The sequence below is a fragment of the Ruegeria sp. HKCCA4633 genome (assembly GCF_013034605.1).
Taxonomy (GTDB): Bacteria; Pseudomonadota; Alphaproteobacteria; order Rhodobacterales; family Rhodobacteraceae; genus Ruegeria.
Window position 1 is genome coordinate 687,506 of record NZ_WQGJ01000001.1, and the last position, 17,837, is coordinate 705,342.

Here is a 17,837-nt window from a genome sequence, read left to right on the forward strand (position 1 = left end):
GCACATGCCTGATTTAATCTGCGTCGACCTCCGACTTCGCAGCCTCGGCATGGACCTCGCCACGCTTGCCTCCAAAGGAGGCTCCTTCCAGTGCATTCAAATGCCAGCGAATTCGCCAAAGATGATAAGACACTCGATGCATCCATCTCAGAGAATCCAACCGAGCCCAGACCACCTCGTCCGGCAAACTGTCAGTCGCAGCGTCGGAAATGAGCAAGTCTCTGCGAAGTTTCCTCTGTCGTCGCAGAAAGCGACGAACACGGTTCAGCGTGTTTTCACATTCCTCTTGGTCATCGATTTTTAAGTAACTGTCAGTTGCCGCAATCACCACCAAAGCAAGCCGTTTCAAACGCCGGTCTTTTGGTAACTCGCTGATCCTGTCAACTTGGCTACATCGGTAAAGCAACCGATCCAGATGATCGAGTATGTGGTACATACCTTTGATCCTGGAAATCTCGACATCGGACTCGCGGGAAAGCTCTATCTTGTCTAGATACGCGCGCGCTTCGGCCAAGGCCGTCTCAATGCTGTCCCGCCCGTAGTCGGTTTCGCCTGGCAGCCGCACACCCATACACGACCGAAGGTGCGCCACTTCGGCCAGCACAATTTGATCGACTGAGGCTTTTGCCGCATCCACCGCTATCTCCGGCAACCCTAGCACGAGCGGATCTAAAGATTTTGTTAGCTCAGCTCCTCGATCGGGTATAAGCGCCTCGACAAATCTGGCAAACGGCTTGGCGAACGGCAGGATCAAAACCACCCCCAAGGCGTTGAAGAAACTGTGGAATGCCACAAGCGCGGTCAAAGAGTTTTGGGCCCCCGCCCCGCTTACAAAGACCGAAGTAAATGGCCCCAGCAAAAAAAACGCCATTACTCCTGTCATCACGTTGTAGATCACATGGGCAGAACCGGTTCGGCGGGCCATCGTGCCCCCGCCCAAAGTAGCCAGAACGGCCGTAAACGTCGTACCCACATCCATTCCAATGACCAACGCCGCCGCTTGAGGGAAGCTCACAGCACCAGCGCTCAGTGCCGCCAAGGCCGTGGCGACACCGGCGCTCGAAGACTGCGTCACCATCGTGATCAGGACACCAATCAAGACAAGCTTCAGCCTGCCTAGAAGTGTATCTGGTGGAAAATCAGCAGGCGTAACTACGCCACGAAATGCGTCCAGGCCGGACTTGAGTTGTTCGATTCCTATGAAAACCAAGCTGAACCCGGCTAACGCCAGCCCAAAGTTAGAAACCGCTTTCCTGCCCGAAAGCGCGAACAATGCGCCAACAAAAACAACAGGCAACATCGCTTGCCCAAGGTCCAGCTTGAACCCCAAAAGCGCGACCAGCCAACCTGTCATGGTCGTTCCGATATTGGCTCCAAAGATGATCCCAAGCGCTTGCGGGAACGTGAGCAAACCAGACGCGACAAAGCCCACGGCCGCGACAGTGGTTGCACTGGACGACTGTATTGCAGCTGTCGTGACAGCGCCGGTCACCGCACCCGTAAGAGGCGTGGACGTGAACTTGCTCAGAACATCGCGCAGCCGCGCACCAGCCAATGCCTTCAACCCGTCCGTCATCAACAGCATTCCAACCAGGAAGAGACCGATGCCGCCAAATGCTGGTAATAGGTTCCAGAACATCACAAACAACTTGCCACGCTTAGCCAATGTACGACGGGCACGTTCGCTGTACCCTCAGGGCCGCGAGCAACAGACTGCGGCCCACTTTCAGCCTTGCAGACCCGATGTGACGCGTTGGTTGATATAGATCAAAGCAGCAACAAGATTCACATAGTGAAATAAGAATGTTTTAGCGTAGTCTACGTTCGCCGACCTGTCCCCAAACCAAACAAAGAGGCGAACGGAATTTTGGAGGAGTGGAAGTTCCACCCACGGGGCTCGGCAAAAGTGATGGCGAGCCCCGAATTTTTTATTGGCGCCCAATTCGCCCGAACGTTGAGACAAATCGAATTCGATGGATTCAACTGCGGGGACAAGGTGAGCCGCAAATCGCTAACCGTAAGGAGAATGGCATTATTGGCAACAGACAAACAGACCAGTCGGTGAAAAGCGCCTATGAACTCTGTTGATCCCAAAGAACAGAAACTTAAACGGGCCCTTACGACCCCGTTGCTGACGCTTTATGGCCTTGGCGTAACGGTAGGAGCTGGCATTTACGTTTTAGTCGGTGCAACAGCAGACATTGCCGGACCTTTCGCGGCGTTGTCATTCGTTGTAGCCGCGCTCGTCGTATCACTAACCGCGCTTTCTTATGCAGAGCTCGCAACACGATTTCCTGTGAGTGCTGGTGAAGCAGCCTATGTTGAGGCGGGGTTCCAGAAAAAATGGATGGCGGTTTTCGTTGGACTTGCGGTGGCAGCCTCGGGCGTTATCTCCGCGTCGGCCGTTGCAATTGGCGCAGCATCCTATCTGCACGCATTGACCGGCTTAGCCATCCCTTTACTGACCATCAGCGTAGTATTGATCATGGGCGCTATTGCACTTTGGGGAATAACGGAGTCGGTTCTCGTTGCAGCAATCATTACGATCATCGAAATCGCAGGTCTTCTCTTTGTGATTGGCTGGGGCATGACCATTCAGGATCCGCAAGGATACAGGATCAGTTCAATGCTTCCCCCGCTTGAACTTGACGCGTGGAGAGGCATTTTTGCAGCATCGCTTCTCGCCTTCTTTGCCTTTGTTGGCTTTGAAGACATGGCCAATGTCGCAGAAGAGGTTAAAGACCCGGTACACACCATCCCAAAGGCTATTTTGCTAACGCTGGTTCTGGCGACCGTGTTGTATCTTGGGACCTCAATGACAGTTCTGCTTGTTGTTCCAATTGATATTCTTTCAATGTCCTCGGCACCACTTGCGCTTGTGTTTTCAAATGCGCCTGAGGTGATCAAACAAGGCTTTTCTGCAGTCGCGATTGTGGCGACGGTCAATGGGGTACTAATCCAGATGATCATGTCATCACGGGTGATCTACGGGCTTGCTGACAGGGATCACCTGCCGAAAGTCCTGGCAACAGTACCTCAAGCAACGCAGACACCGGTTGTCGCTACTTTGCTGGTCGTGGCGATCATCGTTTTGCTAACCCAAACGTTGCCGATAGGTATTCTGGCTGAACGGACGTCTCAGATCGTTCTGGGCGTCTTTGTGCTTGTCAACATCGCGCTGATCCTGCTGAAGATGAAGCCAAGCGATACTAAAGAGCACTTCAAAGTTCCACTTTTCGTGCCCATCCTTGGAGTCATCACAAGCACAATGCTCTTCGGAGCAGGGTTTCTCTAGCCATATGACTACCAGTCGACCGTCCATAGGATTGCGCCTTTCAGTCTGGTGGCACAGAACCTTCGTGGATCTGGCTCAGCAGCTGCAATGGTCCTATCTGCCGCCTTTGATGGTCTACTTCGCGGCGGGTGTATCAGGGCTGACCTCGGTCGTCGGAGCCTTTTTTTTGAAAGACTATCTCAACTTGTCCGCCTCATTCGTTGCAGGGCTCGCGTTTTGGGCGGGTATCCCTTGGATTCTTAAAATGCCGCTTGGTCATGTCGTGGACCTGTTTTGGCGCTGGAAATCCCTGCTGATCCTGTTTGGCGCGTCCCTCATCGCGTTATCGTTGCTCATCATGTATCGGCTCGTGGTAGCACCCGCGCAGATGGCATCCACGATGCCGCTGGAAGACTGGTATGTTGTTGCGCTGCTGTTGGCACCCTCGGGCTATGCCATTCAGGATGTCGTTGCTGACGCCATGACGGTCGAGGCGGTTCCAACGGTTGACCAGCACGGCCAACCGTTTACGCCTGAAGAAACCCGTGCACAGCACACAACAATGCAAACTCTGGGCAGAGTCGCGATCATTTCCGGGTTTGCGGCGGTTGCGGCTGTGAACATCTGGATTTTCTCTGGAACAGAAAACCTTCAAAAATCCGATCGCCTCGCGCTTTATGGCCAGGTTTACCTGATAGCGCTGGCAATCCCGGTGTTGTCCGTGAGCGGCGTTGTTCTTCACAGCTTGATACAGCGGCAGCGCATCCGGCGGGGCCACCCGACACACGCGCCAGAGGGCGCCACCGAAGTCAAGTGGTCCATATTACTCGGCGGCCTCGCATTCGTTGTTCTCAGCATTGTACTGGGAACCGCGGACTTCGAATTTGCGCAAGAAACAGTCTTTGCCGTTTCCCTGACGGTGATCCTGTACCTTATGTCGCGTCTGCTGAAAGAGTTGGAACCGGCTCAGGCCAAGGCTCTGATTGGAACGGCCACAATCATTTTTGTGTTTCGCGCTGTGCCTCTCCCTGGGCCTGGTCTGACTTGGTTCGAAATCGATGAACTGGGGTTCGATGAACAGTTCCTTGCAATCTTGGCTTTGTTAACGTCACTGCTGGCGTTGCTCGGATTAATCGTTTTGCGCCCCTTCATGGCGAACCGCTCGATTGCGCATGTAGTGATATTGCTGACAATCGCGGCAGGCATACTCGCCCTGCCTAACCTTGCTCTCTACTACGGCATTCATGAATGGACAGCGGAGCGAACCGGCGGAATTGTAGACGCAAGATTTATTGCCATTCTCGACACCGCTGTTGAGTCTCCACTCGGACAGATCGCTATGGTCCCGATGTTGGCTTGGATCGCGCGCAATGCTCCCGTTCAGTTAAAGGCGACTTTCTTTGCAGTGATGGCATCGTTTACCAACATGGCATTGTCGGCAAGCAGTCTCGGCACCAAATACCTCAACCAAACATTTATCGTCACTCGCGCTGTCACAAATCCAGAAACTGGCGCTGTCACCTCTACCGCAGACTACAGTCAGCTTGGATACTTGCTGATCTCAGTCGCGTTGATCTCAGTGATCGTTCCGCTGGTGACAGTGTTCTTTGTTCAAAGCTCTCGCTTCCAAACGAGCGAGTGATTACTGGCTTTCGACCTCTCTCAGCAAAGCTTTGAGATGTGCCACTGGAACACCAATATTCGAACCCCCAAACTCAGGCAGGATCGCGGCGTTGATGGCAACGACCTCTCCTCGCCGATTGAGCGCAGGCCCTCCGCTTCCGCCGGTTGTGGTTTCAGCATCATAGACGATGGCACCCGAGCTGGTCCGCGCAACGATCCCCCGGCTGGCGAGGGGTTGGATTTTGCTTTGCGCAGACAGCTGAGACGCTATGGACCAGAAATTCAGGGTTCCATCTTTCTCAAGCGTTTCCAAAAAGCCCGGCCCCGCTTGGGCGATCAAAGCCTTTAAACCTGTTGGGTATCCCAGCAAGTACAGTTCTTCTCCGGCCTGCGGAGCGGCATCTGCCAACGGCATCCCCAAGCCGTGTACCTTACCTGGATCAACTGCCAATATCGCCAAGTCTGCCATTTCACTGAACCTTTCCAATTGAGCGTCTATTGGTTCAGCTTGATCCGGCAGATAGGCCAACAACCTCAACATTTCTGCCCTAAGGCCCGCGTCTTTCAGAGTTTGCTCTCTGTCTCCCGAAGTCCAAGGTAAAGCGACATGACGATTGGTGGCCATTAACGGAACCCCTTCCAACAGAAAGCCGGTGCCGGTGAACTGAAATTCAGCGGGTTCGCCCATCGCACCCGGTTCAATCAAAGGCTGGCCTAAAGGGGTTTTCAGCTTTTCTCCGTTCGGCCCCAATACATGCCGCAAAAGCTTCCCGCTTTCCAAGTGCCGCAACCCATAAGCGCCCTGAATAAAAGCGACGGATCGAGTCGAAGCTGCGATCACTCGGGTTGGCGCTCCTGCTCTGTGTTCCAGCGTCCCTAATCGCTGCTCAGCCGACAAAACTTGGCTTTCGAATGCTTCTCGCAACGAGGCCAAATCCTTGGGCGTGAGTGCGTCTTCCCGAGTCTGTGCAAGCATAATTGCAACCGCTTCGATCTTACGGGATTCCTGTTCGATGCTGTCCGCCAAGCGTCTGTCGTTTTGGTAAAGCAGGAACCCAAAGCCTAAGATCACAAGCAGCGCAGCTACGACTGTGATCCTGAACAGAAATGTGGTCTGGGACACAAGCCGACGCCCGCTGTCGCGCAACGCGCCAGACATTTTCTTGGCGAACGGTCGCCGGCTAGTACGAGTATAGGCGTATGCATCACTGAGGATATCTTCAACCGTATGGCGAACAGGATACGAGTGATTGCACAACCTGTACCGAGACATCGGACCTTTTTCGCCGAACTCGATCATGTCGCCATGAACAAGCAGCGTTGAAGAGATTTCTTGCCCGTTCACCCACACATTTCGTCCCGCTGACACGTTTATCGCATATCCGTCATCTGCCCATTGAAGGGTGGCGATATCGTTATCATGCGGGGGCAGGTCGTCTTTGGGGCGAACGCTTAACGCTCTGCCTTCACCAACAGATACGGTCAGAGCATTGTCAGCAAGCCAGTTTACGTTACCACGCGATGGTCCGGTGAGGCTCTCTAAGAAAGCCCGCACTTCCCTTCTGTCAACAGTACTCGAGGGCGCGACACCATTCTCGCCCGGCTTGCGCATTTCGACCACCTCTCTTGACGCGTGTACGCATTCTAACACGCCTCAGCACGAAACTCATCGTACCGCTCGCGCAATAAATTTTTCCAATCTAATTAGACTCTTGCAATCTCTGACCAAGTTCATTCCCGTCCTTGCTTCCGGACCGCAACTCAAAGAGAATTTACCGATGGCCAACCCTCTGCGCCGTCTTTCCTTGGTTCGATTTCGCGCACAACACTGCGGCAGCAAACACCGTCTCAGACCTTGATCTTGCGCAAGCATTCACTCTTGGCATTGACAGCATTGAGCGCACCTACCGGGCTTGATGAATGAAGAACAACCCGCCAACAGACAGCCCCGTCGCCCCACAGGAACGAATAATTTCAGAAGTCTTGATCGGATTCACAGGTCCGCCTACCGTTTGAATTTAATGAGTTCGAGTTGCCCACTTATAGAACCGCGGAGCAAATCCGTATGAAATGGCCGTTCTTGGTACTGGTCTACGTTTTGCTGATCCTAGCCCCATTGGGTATTTCTGGTTTTTTGGGCTGGTCCCCGCGGTCCTTTCATCAAGAGCTTGCTTCCGGACTTGGAATGCTTGCTTTTTCAATAATCCTGGTGGAATTCCTGTTGTCTGGAAGGTTTAGATTCATTTCTTCCAGTTTGGGTATGGATGTGACAATGCGAGTGCATCAACTGATGGCGCGCACCGCATTGGGCTTTGCTTTGATACATCCGCTTCTGTATCAGGGTACACCCACTGGTGGACACCGCCCTTGGGACGTGACGCATCAACTGACGATTACAACCGACCTTTCCACCCTGGCATCGGGTATCGGGGCTTACTTCTTGCTGTTCATACTGGTCGTCTCGGCGATTGCGCGCAAATCCCTTGAATACAAGTACGAGACATGGCGCTTCTTGCACGGACTGGGCGCCTTAGTGCTGGCCTGCTTGCTTTTGCACCATACGGTGTATGCCGGACGCTACGGCGGACATCCGTCACTGACCTATTTCTGGCTGGCACTGAGCAGTGTTGCGGTGGGAACTCTTCAATATGTCTATCTGGTTCGCCCTTTGCGTCAGAGGAAAAACCCGTGGCGCGTCACTTCTGTGTCTCGACTGACACCGAGGCAATGGGAATTGCGCCTCAAGCCCAATGGTCACAAAGGAATAACCTTCGAAGCAGGTCAGTTTGCCTGGCTCAACGTCGGCCACAGTGCTTTCTCGTTAAACGAGAACCCATTTTCAATCAGTTCAGCACCAGCCGACGGCCCCGAAGTTTCATTTGTCATAAAAGAGCTTGGGGATTTCACACGCAATCTCGGACAGATCACTTTGCAGACCCACGCATACCTGGACGCCCCTCACGGAAACTTGTCGATTAAAAACAAGCCTGAGAAAGGCGTCGTTCTGATCGCAGGTGGTGTCGGGATAGCACCGATGCTGAGCATTCTGCGTCAAGTCAGGCTTAACGGAACACAACACGATCTAAAGCTCATCTATGGCAACCGGGCCGAGGAACAGATTGTTTATCGCCAGGAGCTGTCCAAAGAGGACGCGGTGTTTGTTCTTTCCGAACCCCCAAAGGATTGGCAAGGAGAAACAGGTTTGATCGACGGTCCTCTTTTGGACCGCAACTTGTCCTCGGAGCATTTTGAGAACTGGCTGTTTGTGCTCTGCGGCCCAACTGCAATGATGGACAGTGTCGAAGAACACCTGATCGCCCGAGGAGCTTCGTCAGAGCGGATTCTGTCCGAAAGGTTCGACTATGGTTGATCGGTTCAGAAACCAAACTGCGCGGCGACGATTAAGATTGGCTTTCTGGGTCATCAATACTTTAATTTGCTTCGCTGTTTTGGCCTTTTCTCTGCGATAGCAAAGCAGACCATTTAGCGTTGAGTGGCTGAACTAAGCCATCACAAAGCGTCTTTGTTCACGCCGTACTGAGCGCAGAAAAAATGTGCCACAACACCACCTCATTGATCCGGAAAACGCTTTTGATTGAGATCAAGGGCAAACACGCACCATTCATTCATATTCTAGGATCTATTCAGGCCGATTTATGGGAGGATCGGAATGACCGTACTCATAGCCTTCGCTACAGTCGAAGGTCAGACCGCAAAGATCGCGCGGTTCGTCGGTAAAATTGCCAAGGAAGCCGGTTTCAACACAAATCTGGTCAATACCGACAAAATGTCCGACCGCGTGTCACTGGGTGATGTGGTCAAGGTCATTCTTCTGGCTCCTGTCCACGAGCGACGGCACCCCGAGTCATTCGAGGCTTTTATCTCCTCACACAGGGATACCTTAGAGAAACGAAAATCTCTTGTGCTGTCCGTTGGTCTGAAAGCAGCATTTGCTTCGGGTCGTGAAGAAGCGCGCGACTATCTTACCGAAATGCTGTTGCGAACAGGTTTCCAACCTGACGCTACCGCTTTGATTGCGGGTGCGGTGAGGCCCGAAAACTATGGGTACTTTGAGAGAGAAATCCTCCGACACGTTGTTTTGCTGGGGCGGAAAATCGATCCACGAGATGGGGCGCGGGAATTCACTGATTGGGACGAACTCACGTCAATTGTGTTGGATTTCCTGAGTGAAAAAGGTCAGGCAGACCAGCATCAATCGCAGGTTAAGTCTTAAAGAACATCAACTGCCCCGCATTTCACAAAAAAGACTGCAAGCTGTGGCTGCCCAGCTAAATTTCAGTCGTCGGCTTGTATTTTCAGTGCCCGAAAAGCACTGGCATCCCAGTCTGCTCTAACATTGCTTGCGTCGTTCCTCCAAAAATTGATTCACGCATATAGGAATGCCCATAAGCACCCATCACAACCAGGTCGGCCCCAATTTCTCGCGCGCGCGTTTGAATGCAGTGCTCGATTGAATTCCCGCCACGCGGGAACTGCGACACGGTCACGTTGCACCCATGATGGCTGAGCCATCCAGCAATGTCAGTTCCGCGCACTTGACCTTCTAAGTCGTCAGGCGGCGGCAAATCAAAACACCCAATCACAACTTTGCTGGTTGCGCGAAGAAAGGGTAAAGCTAAATGCGCAGCCCTAGAGGCAGGCAAGCCATCATTCCATGCCAGAAAAATGCAGTCGCGCCGGACAAACGGATCCCCATTTATCATCAAGGCGATTGGTGAATGGAACAGTACTCCGCACGCAATCCTATGAAACAAGTCGGGGTCTTTTCTCAATTCGGCGTCTAGAAAAGCGATATCCGAGCTATTGGCTTGCTGTGCCACAAGGTGCTGTAACTCTAATCCAGATCCGATAAAGGCGATTACTTTTGTCGACACACCTTGTCGCTCCAGAAGCGCTTCAACCTCAGCAGCTCGAGACTTTAAGGCTACGTTTTTAGCCTTCAGAAGATCCAACCAGTTTGAAGGAAGGCCGGCCTCAACGAACCTGTTTGAGCCATACTTTAGGTAAGGTAGGTTGGGTAAAGCGGCAACCAAAATACACGTCAAATGACCGTTCTGGTTACGTGCTGCTTCGGCACATTCCAAAATGCGCGCATCGTCCGTATTAACTCCCAGATAATACGTCGAAGTTCTGTGTTGCATCCTTGGCCTCCGTACTAGGCTTCACAACGCTCAGGGGTTGAACGCGCTATTTCAATCAACACAGAGGCAATATTGCTGATCGTTCTTCTTACTTCGGCATCATGAAGAACTCTTCGAGAACGATCTTGCCTTCTGCCACTGAATACACCGCTATCTCACGCAAGGTTATATGCTCACCTGTGGCCTTCTGAACCACTTCAGCCCTGAACCGCACTCCAAAACGGTTGGGTGGGTGGACGTAAGGACCATCCACATCGAGTTCTTGTATTTCGTGCGATGCCAACCAATCTTCTCTTTTTCCCTTGATGCCTTCCCGGCCTTTTGTAACGCGAAATTGTCGAACAGGAGGCACAACTGCCTCTATCGACTGTGCATTTTCGGCATACATTTCATCAACACTTGCAAGGCCCCTGCGCTCACGCATGGCCTGAACGAATGATCTTCCGATTTCAACTAAGTCTTCCATATCCACCTCATTGCTTTGGCACACACTGTAACACGCGTTGACCCCGCCAATCTTGACAAGGATCAATGAGCTTATCGACGGAGCTGTCACGTGGGTGCTGCCAGACGAACGCGAACCACTCTCAATTAGGGCAAAACGGCTGAATTTTTGGTCGCGCGAAGACCGCGCCACTAAGTGATCGCGGGACACGAGTCAGCTTGAAAGTGTCTCGGCTGCAGAACGATCCTTTCCGATTGAAATGGTTGCGGACACCCTGCCCGCCTCAATCCAAGTTCCTCCGGCAAGACCGCCAATCAAATAATTCGAGCTGAAAAGCGAGCAAAAAAGTTTCCCTTTAGTTTCTGAAACAAAGGTCCCTCAGGTAATCGTGTCTGAGATCGGTGCCGACAGCAGCAATATGTGCTATGGTTTCCTTTTTTACTTTCAGCAACGCAAGAGGTCGGACTTGTCTAACAGTCGTGTAGAACTGCGTTATTTTTCAATAGCATTGGTGCCGGTTTTCATTTTCGGCTTGCATGAGCTGATCCACCATCACCTGATTGCAACAGATTTGAACGTGCCGCTCGAAATCCTGAATGATGAAGTTACGTGGCTGGAAGCCGTTGGCCGATTTCGGTTTCTTGCGGCGTCTTGGTTTTTTGCGTCTCTTGCCGTGTTGGCAGTGGCTCTGCTTGTCCGCAACTTGGCAAAACCAATGGCGCAACAAACAAGAATTGCTGCAATTGCCACGGTACTTGCCATATTCACGCTAGCGGTGGTCCCAACTATCGAACAATATATGACTTCGGCCACACCTCGAATTTACCACCAGGTCGGGAAAGCTGTCTTCGAAACGGCGCTGTCACTTGGAACGCTGCCAGGGTGTTTAGAACCTGACGATCAATGGCTTTTGGGCACGTGCGGAGAGATACCTGTTTTTACAATGTTTATGCGGGTGTTGGATATCATCAACGCGCTCGCCGGACTTGCGGTCGGTTCACTGATAGTTGGTATGATCCTGTGCCTGGCGAGCAGTGATCACGAAAGTGTTGAAGAAACAGCTGCAGAACTAGCCAGAAGCCTTAACCAGATGCGGCAGCAGCTATACTTGTCCAGTCTGGTTCTGACCTTTGGAATGTTCTTTGCGTCGAGCTGGATGTATTGGCCTCTGCCTTTGATCTCAGAAACTGAAAAAGCCGCGTACAGTTCGCTCATCACAGCATCGGCGCTGTTTACCGGAACTTATTTTTGTCTGCTTATGCTGAGTTTCTACCTTCCGGTCGCGCTGATTTTGGATAGCAGGATTAAAAACCTTAGCCTCATGGTCAGCAAAGGTGAGATGAACAAACAGAGTTTTGATATCGAAGACTGGAAAACTGCGCACGGGTTGAAAGAAGGTGTGGGTGAGATCTTGCGCACAGGGCTGGCAATCGTTGCACCCATTTTGGCTTCATTCGCAGGTGGAATAGCTCCGCTTGCTGTCTAATCCATGTTGTCGGAGGAATGCCACCCGGTCTCTGACAGTTCATCGAGGCAGCATTAAGCCTCTTCGAACAAATCGAAATACCTGGTCAACACCGGGGCCAGATTATCACTCTTAACAGCTCTGGACTGGTTTTGAATTACTTGAATGGCGATTGCTCAATCATTCGCGAAGGCTGCGAAAGGCACCTGTCTGTCCCAAGACAAGTTTTTCTGGCAAGACACTCGCGGGAATTGCGGTACAATTCCGGATCAGAAAACACAACTGAAGTGAGACAGGTATGAGTGGCGGTGCTGTCAGACGAATTCGAACCAGTCTCAGTTTGCTGCGGAAACCGCGGACCTATCCGGAACAAAGTTGACGCCACTAGCTAAGAGCGGCGGCGCGGGTCAGCTTGAAGGTGTCTCGACTGGCTAGCGATCTTTCCTGGTTGAAGTGGTTGTAGACAGAGGAAAGGACGGAGGCGAATTTCTGTAGACTTCGCATGCGCCTGAAACGCTGCATCGCGCGTTCGCGTCGTCGAAACCAGGTGCGAATTCTCGACGCGGTTTTTGAGCCACCTGCCCGTCTGCTGTTTTTCAAGCGCGCCCATTTCTCTGAGCGCAGCCTTGTAGGAAGCGAAGCGATCTGTGACGATCTCTTCGGCGCAACCGTGCCGCTTCATCAATTTCTTGAGGAATTTCAGTGCTGCGGCTTTGTTTCGACGCTTCGTAACGACGGCCTCAAGCACCTCACCTTCGTGATCAACGGCCCGCCAAAGATAATGCCGCTTGCCATTCACTTTCACAAAGACCTCGTCCACGTGCCACTTCCATTTGGAGAAGGCGCGCAGGTGCTGAACACGCTTTCTTCGGATCTTTGATGCAAACATCGGGCCAAACCTGTTCCACCAATATCGGACAGTTTCGTGGCTTACGTCGATGCCTCGCTCATGCAGCAGATCTTCGACATTCCGAAGCGAGAGCGGAAATCGGAAGTACAGCATCACCGCAAGGCGGATGACCTCGGGACTGGTTTTGAAGTATTTGAAAGAGACAGGTCTGGTCATGGGCAAATGCTACGCAACCGCCCTGCCCCGCTCAAGCAAAGTTCTTCTGACAAAACCATTCTGGCTCCGAAGCCCCCACGAAATTTTATGCATACCGACCAGTTCTAAAAAAGCACCTAATGCGGGCATGAGTTGCGCAAGTTGGAGACTGGAAAATCATTGAACATCGCAGGCGCGATCCAATTCAGGAAACTGTCGTCATCTATTAGATCAGCGAAGGCCGCGGTCATCATCCCTAGCTGAGAGATTAAATTGGCTTCACGCGCAGGATCGGCCTCTCCATGTGCGAATTCGCCTGGGTTATCCATCAGCCTCGTGGCCATCGCCCGAATACGCTCTGCCGAAACGGGATGTGAATTCTCCCGCCGCCCTTTCTCGCTTGCCGGGTCGTGCCACCAGGCAGCCTGATAGTACCAGAAGATGCCCATCGGATTGCCGCCCAGCCGCGCGAAATGATCAAGCGCAAAGGTGTCCGCCTCGGCTTCCTGCCGCTGACTCTCTGCACCCTCAACCCCAGTGCGATGATCAAGCAGGATATGCCCCAATTCATGTGCCAAAAGAAACTGCACACCTGACGAAAAGATCTTTCCGCTGAGATCGTAGGTGTAATTGTCAGCGAACAACTTGTCTCGATCCAGCCCAAACGCGACGAGTGGCGCAGGCAGGTTTTCATCGGCTCGAAGCAGCGCCGCCAGGTAGGTCTGAATGTACTCTTGCGGACATGAGCGGGACTCAAACCAGGCGTGCAACGTCGCGATGTCGTCATAGAAGCGCAAAGATGTCAGCGGCAAATGGATCTCCTGCCTCGCAGGTGCCGCATAGAACGACATCAGGCCCGGACCGCGTTCGGGAAATATCAATTTTACGTCGCTGGCACGGGCTCTGTACTCGGATGGCAGGCGAGGCACGATATCCTGCCACATCACAGACTGGATCGAAGGGACCGTACGTTCTCGAACACGTTGAATTTCTGCCGGGCTGTAGACGACCTCGGCTGTCGAAAAACCCGCGGTGACAATCCAAAGGAAAAAGACCTTCTTTAGCATCCGGTGTGTTTTCCATCAAAGAATTCAATCGCTTCCGGTGTCGGATTGGTGCCCAGGTTGGGATTGCGCGCCCAGTTTTCGAACTGAAGCACGGCACCCCAATTGCTGTCCCAAACTTCTCGCATGAGCTTCAGCTTGATTTCTGTCAGTTCAGATTGCGCAGGTGGACGTACGGTGGTCGAGGCCGCCAGGCAGTTGAGCGTCCAAATCTGGTGGCGGACACGCTGGCGCGCGTAGCTGCTGACCCCAGCCGCGGCGATGTCATGCGTTTGGGTGTTGACAGCGCCCGTGAACTGACCCGGAGCAGTTGCTTCCAAAGCGGCGGTCTGCCCGGAAACGGCTTCACTAGCAGGAGGTGGCGCGCTGTAGGAAATCGGGTGCGACAAGCTTACCCAGGCGTAGAGAATAACCGCCAACAGTGCGAAGACCGGCGTAGACAACGCCACTGAACCCGTGATGCCAAGCGAACCGCCATCCTTCAGCGTCACTCGCTGCACAGTTTTCCAGAAGCCGACGAGCACGACCAATGCCACGACGATAACAATTGCGGTCAGCAGCAGACGTTCGGACATACGGAAAACGATAATGGGGTTCAATCCTTCGAACATACCATAATCCCGTATCTGAATACGAAATCATACCACAGCGCGCGCTCGAAACCAAAACTCGGCCCATCAGTCTTCTGCAGGAAGGTACACGCGGAGACGTGTCAAATCGATTTCTATTGAATGCTGTGGGTTTACTAAACGTGCGTCTGCCAGCCTTCAAAATCCCTTTGAAACGCTTCTGATCAGGGTCGCACCTGATTGTTGGGTCTCCGTAGCCGCCCCTCGCCCCAACATTCACCAGCAAAATCTGAGCTAAATTTTTTTAATCCAAAACAGTTGTTTAGCGCGAACTTTTCCCTCACGTTTATCGCTGTTCCAGAATGTTGTTGATCAGAGGCCCAGATCTTCTGGTCCGTTTACCTCTCTTCGTGCGGCCATGCTTTCAAATTCACCACCTGCAACATCAAATGCTTGGAAGTCGCTGGTTTTCAAACCCGTCAGTTCGCCAATTACATGTATTGGCAACGCGCGCAGCTACTGAACACGCTTTCTTCGGATCTCAGCAGCAAACATCGGACCGAACCTATTCCACCAGTAGCGGACAGTTTCATGGCTGACATCGATCCCGCGTTCGTGAAGTAAGTCTTCGACATTTCGAAGCGAAAGCGGGAAACGGATGTACAGCTTCACAGCAAGGCGGATGATTTCGGGACTGGTTTTGAAGTACTTGAAAGGGTGCTGTCAGACAAATTCGAACCAGTCTCAGCTAGGCCAGTAGAGCTGTCCTTTATTCGGCACAAAGACCGCGCCACTCGGCAAGAGCGACGGTGCGTGTCAGCTTGAAGGTTTCTCGGCTAGTAAGCGATCTTTCCTGGTTGAAGTGGTTGTAGACAGAGGAGTGGACGGAGGCGAACTTCTGCAAACTTCGCATGCGCCTGAAACGTTGCATGGCGCGTTCGCGTCTTCGAAACGGGAGGTGTGAATTCTCAACGCGGTTATTGAGCCACCTGCCCGTCTGCTGTTTTTCGGTAGCCCCAAGCTCTCTGAGAGCGGCCCGATACGATGCGAAGCGGTCCGTCACAATCTCTTCCGCACAGCCATGGCGCTTCATCAATTTCCGGAGGAATTTCAATGCGGCCTGCTTGTTTCGGCGTTTGGTGACGACTGCTTCCAGCACTTCGCCATCATGATCTACAGCCCGCCAGAGGTAGTGCCTCTTGCCATTCACCTTCACAAAAACCTCGTCCACGTGCCACTTCCATTTCGAGAATGCGCGCAGGTGCTGAACACGCTTCCGTCGGATCTCAGCTGCAAACATTGGACCAAACCTGTTCCACCAATATCGGACGGTTTCGTGGCTCACGTCGATGCCTCGCTCGTGCAACAAGTCTTCGACATTCCGAAGCGAGAGCGGGAAACGGATGTACAGCATCACCGCAAGACGGATGATCTCGGGACTCGTTTTAAAGTACTTGAAAGAGGCAGGTTTGGTCATAGACAAAAACTATGCGACCGTCCTTCCTGCCTCAAGACAACTTCTTCTGACAAGACCCCTTGGACAGCTCATCGAGTATTTTGCCGAAAGCGGCCTGGGTAGAGGTGTCTTTTGTGGTGCCGATTGTGACTGTGGGCACCGGCAGCCGATCATCCGAATAACGGCGTTGGCCTTTCTTGAAGAAAGGAACTTCCTCCAGGAAAGACTGCACAGCCTCAACGTCTTCGACCGTAGCGAAGGGCTCCCATTCTTGGCCTTCTGGCACACTCATCTGGGTCTGCCACTCGACCATCTGGGCCTTCGTCATCAATCCACCGTGGTTGTCCTTGTGCCCAGCAATGGGCGTACCCCAACCTTTGATCGTGTAGGCCAGAAAGCAGGTAGGACGATCATGATCGATGGCGGCAAAAGTCTCGGCCATAGTCTCTACGCAGTTGCCGCCTAGGTTTTCCATCAGCACTGCAATTTCATCGTCGCTTCTGCGGTCAATCAGGGCAGACACATCCCCCTGATCCCCGAGGTCATCCATGAGCCGTTGCCGCCAGACGGCTCCACCCATGTAGGTCAGCGCCGAGTATTCTTGGTTCTCACAAGCGTCGATCCAATCCCGCAGTTTCTCGCCGCCCGGCTCTTCAAAGGCAGCCCTTTGCAAAGCACCGTATTTGACACGAACGACATCCCACCCAAAGGCATCGAAGATTTTCTCAACCCGTTCGAACAAGCCTTCCCGAACGATCCCATCGAGAGACTGTCGGTTGTAGTCAATGATCCACCATGTGTTGCGAAGGCCGTTCTTCCAGCCTTCTTGGAGGACTTCGTAAACGTTCCCTTCGTCAAGCTCGGCATCGCCCACTAGGGCGACCATGCGACCAAGTGGAATGTCACTGCCCCAATCCTTGGCCTTGATGAAATCCTGAACCAATGAAGCTAGGGCCGTGATGCCAACTCCGAGACCCACCGATCCGGTGGAGAAATCCACATCGTCGATATCCTTGGTGCGGCTGGGATAACTCTGCACGCCCCCAAAACCCCGGAAGTTCTCCATCTTCTCGCGGGTCTGGTTGCCCATCAGGTAGTGCATCGCATGGTAGATCGGGGACGCATGGGGTTTCACTGCCACCCTGTCCTCGGGTCGTAGCGCCGAGAAATAGAGCGCCGTCATGATTGACACCATCGATGCAGACGACGCTTGGTGCCCACCAACCTTAATCCCATCCGCCTTGGGGCGAATGTGGTTGGCGTTGTGGATCATCCAGTGGCTGAGCCACAAGAGACGCTGCTCAATGACCTTCAGATGGTGTGCGTTCTCGATCACTTGTTTGCCTCGTCATTCTACTCGTTCAGATCGAAGTCCACGTGCACATGGTTCCCATCCGGATCGGACATGTGGAACTGGACGAGGCCAGCGCCTCGAACCTCAACCTTTTTGAACGGATCGCCGTATTCTCTAAGCCTTCTCTCGAATTCTGCAGCATCCGTTGCCGAGAACGCAAAATGTTCCAGCTTTAGGGCGGCTTCCGACCCGGTGCGATCCTGACCAGTTTCTTGAACCAAATGCACCACTGGCGCGTCACCGGCGTAGAGCCACGCTCCTCCGAACGGGAAGTCAGGTCGATGCCCGGCACGCAACCCAAGAACGGATTCGTACCAGGCGACCATCTCGTCCAGCTTGGCCGTCACGACGTTTACGTGATCCAGATGCCGGATAGGCAT

Annotated in this window: 13 protein-coding genes and 3 pseudogenes; 5 read left to right on the forward strand and 11 right to left on the reverse strand. The window is 52.9% G+C overall.

The window, feature by feature from the left end; translation table 11 throughout:
- Nucleotides 1-13: 13 nt before the first annotated feature.
- A complete protein-coding gene (locus GOV85_RS03415; RefSeq protein ID WP_171174995.1) occupies nt 14-1,639 on the reverse strand; it encodes a Na/Pi cotransporter family protein in 1,626 nt (541 codons plus the stop codon).
- A gap of 435 nt (nt 1,640-2,074) precedes the next feature.
- Here GOV85_RS03415 and GOV85_RS03420 point away from each other — a divergent pair, with 435 nt between their 5' ends.
- Together GOV85_RS03420 and GOV85_RS03425 are read left to right on the forward strand one after the other, a co-directional pair.
- Nucleotides 2,075-3,295 (forward strand): APC family permease, encoded by a 1,221-nt coding sequence (locus tag GOV85_RS03420; RefSeq protein WP_171174997.1) that lies wholly within the window; start codon nt 2,075-2,077, stop codon nt 3,293-3,295.
- A 4-nt stretch (nt 3,296-3,299) separates the two neighbouring features.
- Nucleotides 3,300-4,916 (forward strand): hypothetical protein, encoded by a 1,617-nt coding sequence (locus tag GOV85_RS03425; protein WP_171174999.1) that lies wholly within the window; start codon nt 3,300-3,302, stop codon nt 4,914-4,916.
- On the opposite strand, the gene GOV85_RS03430 is transcribed toward GOV85_RS03425, so the two are convergent.
- Entirely contained in the window at nt 4,917-6,509 is a 1,593-nt protein-coding gene (locus GOV85_RS03430) for a trypsin-like peptidase domain-containing protein (protein ID WP_171175001.1), read from the reverse strand.
- 573 nt (nt 6,510-7,082) lie between these two features.
- Between GOV85_RS03430 and GOV85_RS03435 the strand changes: the two genes are divergently transcribed.
- Together GOV85_RS03435 and GOV85_RS03440 are read left to right on the forward strand one after the other, a co-directional pair.
- On the forward strand, nt 7,083-8,267 hold the full coding sequence (locus GOV85_RS03435) for a ferric reductase-like transmembrane domain-containing protein (protein ID WP_254442955.1): 1,185 nt from the start codon (nt 7,083-7,085) through the stop codon (nt 8,265-8,267).
- 300 nt (nt 8,268-8,567) lie between these two features.
- Nucleotides 8,568-9,131, forward strand: a complete 564-nt coding sequence (locus GOV85_RS03440) for a flavodoxin domain-containing protein (RefSeq protein WP_171175011.1) — start codon at nt 8,568-8,570, stop codon at nt 9,129-9,131.
- A gap of 82 nt (nt 9,132-9,213) precedes the next feature.
- Here GOV85_RS03440 and GOV85_RS03445 read toward each other — a convergent pair whose 3' ends face one another.
- The gene (locus tag GOV85_RS03445) at nt 9,214-10,059 is read right to left on the reverse strand and encodes a universal stress protein (RefSeq protein WP_171175013.1); all 846 of its coding nucleotides are present in this window, start codon (nt 10,057-10,059) and stop codon (nt 9,214-9,216) included.
- An 88-nt stretch (nt 10,060-10,147) separates the two neighbouring features.
- Nucleotides 10,148-10,525: a nuclear transport factor 2 family protein gene (locus tag GOV85_RS03450; protein ID WP_171175016.1), complete on the reverse strand. Its 378-nt coding sequence runs from the start codon at nt 10,523-10,525 to the stop codon at nt 10,148-10,150.
- Between the two features lie 367 nt (nt 10,526-10,892).
- Here GOV85_RS03450 and GOV85_RS03455 point away from each other — a divergent pair, with 367 nt between their 5' ends.
- The gene (locus GOV85_RS03455; protein WP_171175018.1) at nt 10,893-11,990 is read left to right on the forward strand and encodes a hypothetical protein; all 1,098 of its coding nucleotides are present in this window, start codon (nt 10,893-10,895) and stop codon (nt 11,988-11,990) included.
- Nucleotides 11,991-12,353: 363 nt separating this feature from the next.
- On the opposite strand, the pseudogene GOV85_RS03460 reads toward GOV85_RS03455, so the two are convergent.
- From GOV85_RS03460 to GOV85_RS03485, 7 genes and pseudogenes are all read right to left on the reverse strand, one after another.
- Nucleotides 12,354-13,035, reverse strand: a pseudogene (locus tag GOV85_RS03460) (IS6 family transposase).
- Between the two features lie 116 nt (nt 13,036-13,151).
- The gene (locus tag GOV85_RS03465; protein WP_171175020.1) at nt 13,152-14,081 is read right to left on the reverse strand and encodes a hypothetical protein; all 930 of its coding nucleotides are present in this window, start codon (nt 14,079-14,081) and stop codon (nt 13,152-13,154) included.
- Nucleotides 14,075-14,689 carry a hypothetical protein gene (locus GOV85_RS03470; protein ID WP_171175022.1) on the reverse strand — a complete coding sequence of 205 codons (615 nt, stop codon included), beginning with the start codon at nt 14,687-14,689 and terminating at the stop codon, nt 14,075-14,077. Before GOV85_RS03470 ends, GOV85_RS03465 begins: the two co-directional genes overlap by 7 nt.
- A 483-nt stretch (nt 14,690-15,172) precedes the next feature.
- Nucleotides 15,173-15,334, reverse strand: a pseudogene (locus tag GOV85_RS21470) (IS6 family transposase); the annotation flags it as partial.
- An 82-nt stretch (nt 15,335-15,416) separates the two neighbouring features.
- Nucleotides 15,417-16,124 (reverse strand): IS6 family transposase, encoded by a 708-nt coding sequence (locus GOV85_RS03475; protein ID WP_171175025.1) that lies wholly within the window; start codon nt 16,122-16,124, stop codon nt 15,417-15,419.
- A 55-nt stretch (nt 16,125-16,179) separates the two neighbouring features.
- Nucleotides 16,180-17,376 (reverse strand): annotated as a pseudogene (locus GOV85_RS03480) (1-deoxy-D-xylulose-5-phosphate synthase N-terminal domain-containing protein); the annotation flags it as partial.
- An 80-nt stretch (nt 17,377-17,456) separates the two neighbouring features.
- Entirely contained in the window at nt 17,457-17,837 is a 381-nt protein-coding gene (locus GOV85_RS03485; protein ID WP_171175027.1) for a VOC family protein, read from the reverse strand.

Bases quoted from the DNA above. Each gene is read 5' to 3' on its own strand.
- GOV85_RS03465 (WP_171175020.1), bottom strand. From the start codon at position 14,081: ATGCTAAAGAAGGTCTTTTTCCTTTGGATTGTCACCGCGGGTTTTTCG.
- GOV85_RS03485 (WP_171175027.1), bottom strand. From the start codon at position 17,837: ATGCCTATCCGGCATCTGGATCACGTAAACGTCGTGACGGCCAAGCTG.
- GOV85_RS03425 (WP_171174999.1), top strand. From the start codon at position 3,300: ATGACTACCAGTCGACCGTCCATAGGATTGCGCCTTTCAGTCTGGTGG.
- GOV85_RS03435 (WP_254442955.1), top strand. From the start codon at position 7,083: ATGCTTGCTTTTTCAATAATCCTGGTGGAATTCCTGTTGTCTGGAAGG.
- GOV85_RS03475 (WP_171175025.1), bottom strand. From the start codon at position 16,124: ATGACCAAACCTGCCTCTTTCAAGTACTTTAAAACGAGTCCCGAGATC.
- GOV85_RS03450 (WP_171175016.1), bottom strand. From the start codon at position 10,525: ATGGAAGACTTAGTTGAAATCGGAAGATCATTCGTTCAGGCCATGCGT.
- GOV85_RS03420 (WP_171174997.1), top strand. From the start codon at position 2,075: ATGAACTCTGTTGATCCCAAAGAACAGAAACTTAAACGGGCCCTTACG.
- GOV85_RS03470 (WP_171175022.1), bottom strand. From the start codon at position 14,689: ATGTTCGAAGGATTGAACCCCATTATCGTTTTCCGTATGTCCGAACGT.
- GOV85_RS03430 (WP_171175001.1), bottom strand. From the start codon at position 6,509: ATGCGCAAGCCGGGCGAGAATGGTGTCGCGCCCTCGAGTACTGTTGAC.
- GOV85_RS03415 (WP_171174995.1), bottom strand. From the start codon at position 1,639: ATGTTCTGGAACCTATTACCAGCATTTGGCGGCATCGGTCTCTTCCTG.
- GOV85_RS03440 (WP_171175011.1), top strand. From the start codon at position 8,568: ATGACCGTACTCATAGCCTTCGCTACAGTCGAAGGTCAGACCGCAAAG.
- GOV85_RS03445 (WP_171175013.1), bottom strand. From the start codon at position 10,059: ATGCAACACAGAACTTCGACGTATTATCTGGGAGTTAATACGGACGAT.